The organism is Aquiflexum sp., from assembly GCF_977115555.1.
The window spans coordinates 1-3,398 of record NZ_CDSBKL010000426.1; the positions used below are offsets into that span (position 1 = coordinate 1).

A 3,398-nucleotide genomic window follows, 5' to 3' on the forward strand; every position below is an offset into this window, starting at 1 on the left:
GAATGGCTGTCATCATTTCCTGTGAAGGAATTCAGCCGTGGACCGGGATTACAAAAAGAAGCCTCCGTGATATTCAGGTTGGATGGTGGCAAGCTCGCGCTCTATGGCATCAGTCCCCGGGACTTGCAGGAGCAGGTGAAGCAGTTGTTTGGCGTGTATCCAATTACCGATATCAAGCGCTTTGGGGAGATTACGCCGATCAAGCTCACCGCCAACAAGTCCAATTTTGAGCAGATTCTCAATGCGAATTTCCTTCAGGGAAAAGATGGAAACGAATACGCAATGAGCAATTTCATCAGCTTTGAATATGAAAACCACTATAAATTCGTCACGGCAGACAAAGCAGGTTTGTTCCAATCGGTGATATTGGCCAAGGATAATCCCACTGCTTACAATCCTGAAATCATCCAATGGGCGGCGGACAAGAATCTTGGGGTTTCATTTTTTGGTCAGTATTTCAAAGACCAAGAGCGTATCAAGGAATTGGTCAGTATCCTTTTGATTTCTGTGCTGTTGCTTTATTTTATCCTTGCTGCGCAATTTGAGAGTTTTGTTCAGCCATTGATCATCATCGCTACTTTGCCTTTGGGGATCGGGGGGGCGTTTATCATCCTCTTTCTTACCGGAACTTCACTCAATGTCATGTCAGCCATTGGCTTGGTTGTCATGTTGGGAATCATGGTCAATGATGCCATCCTGAAAATCGATACCATCAACAGGCTTAAAATTAGGTACAGTACAACGATGAATCAAAGGGAAGGTCTCGAAAGGGCGATTTATGAAGCAGGGAAGATCAGGTTAAAACCTATCCTGATGACCTCCATCACGACTATATTAGCCTTGTTGCCGGTGGTTTTCTCTTCAGGGTTGGGTGCTGACCTGCAGCGGCCCTTGGTATTTTCCGTCATCGGCGGTCTGACTATCGGAACCTTTACAGCACTGTATTTCGTGCCTTTGGCTTATTGGTTTATTTCGAAAAGACACAGGACATGAGTAAAAAATATTTAACCACGAAGAACACAGAGTTCACAGAGAAAAGGAGGAGTACTGATGGTTGGCAGCTTTGCGTGGTCAATATTCTCCATTTGTCGAGCCCAAAGGCCTTGGTTCTGGCTTCTTGGTACTTTGTACTTGATACTTGGTTCTAAATCTGCTTTTAGTTCTTGCCTCTTGGGTCTTGATACTTGATACTTAAATCTTGATACTTTATATAAATTGACTCCTTTCCGCATCATCATATCGTTCATCGTTCTTGCCATCATCGGTTTTGCCCTGGTGCCGAGGCTTTCTGTGGATCTGAATCCACGGGAGCGTGAACCGGTATTGACGGTGAGTTTTGGGGTGCCTAGGTCTTCTCCGGATCTGGTCGAAAAACTGGCCACTTCTCCTTTGGAAGGAGCACTTTCCCAATTGGCAGATCTCAAAAAGATCAACTCCCTATCCAATTACGACAGGGGGTCGATCACCTTGCGTTTTGACAAGGAAACGGATATGGAATTCAAGAAATTTGAGGTTTCTTCCATCATCAGGCAGGTTTATCCGGCATTGGATCAGAAAGTCTCTTATCCCTTGGTCACCCAAACTGCCGAGCGCATGTCCGACCTCAAAACCCCGATTTTGACCTATTCAGTCAACGGTCCCTTTGCTTCCTTTGAGATCAAAAAAATAGCAGAAGATGTCATCAAATCATCTCTCAACCGATTTGCTGAAATCGAGGAAATCACCATCAGAGGCGCAAACGACCTGCAGCTGTTTGTCACCTATGACATCAAAAAACTCCAGGCTTTCAAACTTTCCAAATCAGATATCGAATCAGTCATTGCAGGATCTTTTGGCAGGTCTTTCCCCGGTTCGGTGGTCAACAACAGGGGAGAAACGCTTTTTATTCAGGTGGACCGCTCGCTGCAAGACATCAGTCAACTTGAAAACCTACTTGTCACCACCAAGGAAGGAAAAGAGATTTACCTGAAAGACTTGGCGAGTTTGACTTTGGAAGAAGCCGAACCCAATTCCTTTTACAGGATCAATGGCAACAATTCTGTAACCCTTTCCATTATCAACCGTGACGGAGTCAATAAAGTCCTCTTGGCCAAAAACATCAAAGAGGCAATTGATGGAACCAAATCTTTGTTGCCGGAAGGATTTGAAGTACGCCTGGAAAATGACGATACCGAGTTTCTCGAAAAGGAACTGAACAAAATTTACAAGCGCTCGGGCCTTTCTATTTTGATTTTGATTGTCTTTATTTTTCTGATCAATAGGAATCTCAAGTACCTCAGTATTCTCTTTTTGGGCATCATTGTCAACCTGAGCATTACGGGAATTATCCTGTACCTGCTCAAAGTGGACATCCATATGTATTCCCTTGCAGGGCTTACGATTTCCTTTGGTTTGATTGTGGACAACGCGATCATCATGATCGACCACTTGCACAAGCACAAAAACAGGAAAGTATTTGTGGCACTGCTTGGTGCCTCGCTGACGACGATCATTGCGCTGTTGATTGTGTTTTTCCTGCCTGAAGATGACAGGAAAAACCTCACTGAATTTTCTGTAGTGGTGACCGTGATGTTGGCAGTTTCGCTTTTGGTGGCTTTGCTATTTACCCCGGCCATGTATGAGATTCTTTTTGGAAATCAGGCAAAAAAAGGCAGGGCACTGACTGTCAAACAACTCAGAAAAAGGGTGAAGGCGTTTGGGGTTTTTAGCCGAAGCATAGGTTTTGTCGCCAATTATAGAAAGACATTTATCTTTCTTTTGTTGTTGCTTTTCGGGATTCCTGTTTTCTTTCTTCCTGCCAAATGGGAGGGTCAGGAATGGTATAACAAAACGGTAGGCTCGACTCTTTACCAAGAAGAAATCCGTCCTTATCTGGACAAGGCGCTAGGGGGTTCATTACGCTTGTTTGTCCGTGGGGTTTTTGAAAAATCATCCTACCGCGAGGCGGAAAAGACAAGGCTGTATATTTCTGCCCGTTTGCCTTTTGGCAATACCCTGGAGCAGATGGATTTTATCATGCGGGAATTTGAGGGGTTTCTCAAAGGCGTGGAAGGCATCGATCAATTTGTGACTTATGTACAATCCGGTCAAAATGCCCAAATCACAATCACTTTCAAGGAAGCTTATGAGAAATCCGCTTTGCCTTACCAACTGAAAGGCAGGTTATCGGTTAAGTCCACCGATTGGTCAGGGGCGAGTTGGACCATCTATGGTGTAGGACAGGGGTTTTATACCGGATCGGGTGGAGATGGGATTCCTTCTTTCAGGGTGACTTTGAAAGGCTATAACTACGACGAACTCGAAAGACAATCGGAGTTGTTGGCTGAAAAGCTCCTCCGACACAAAAGAATCCAAACCGTGAATACCAACGAACGCTTGGGTTGGAATGAACAAAAAAC

General features: G+C 44.6%; 2 protein-coding genes. Both read left to right on the forward strand.

Annotated elements, in window-relative coordinates:
* Window positions 1–993: efflux RND transporter permease subunit (locus tag ACZFYI_RS17765; RefSeq protein WP_462525464.1), on the forward strand; the 993-nt coding region annotated here is incomplete at its 5' end.
* 222 nt (window positions 994–1,215) lie between these two features.
* Window positions 1,216–3,398, forward strand: a 2,183-nt coding sequence (locus ACZFYI_RS17770; RefSeq protein ID WP_462525465.1) for an efflux RND transporter permease subunit, incomplete at its 3' end; no start/stop codon positions are given.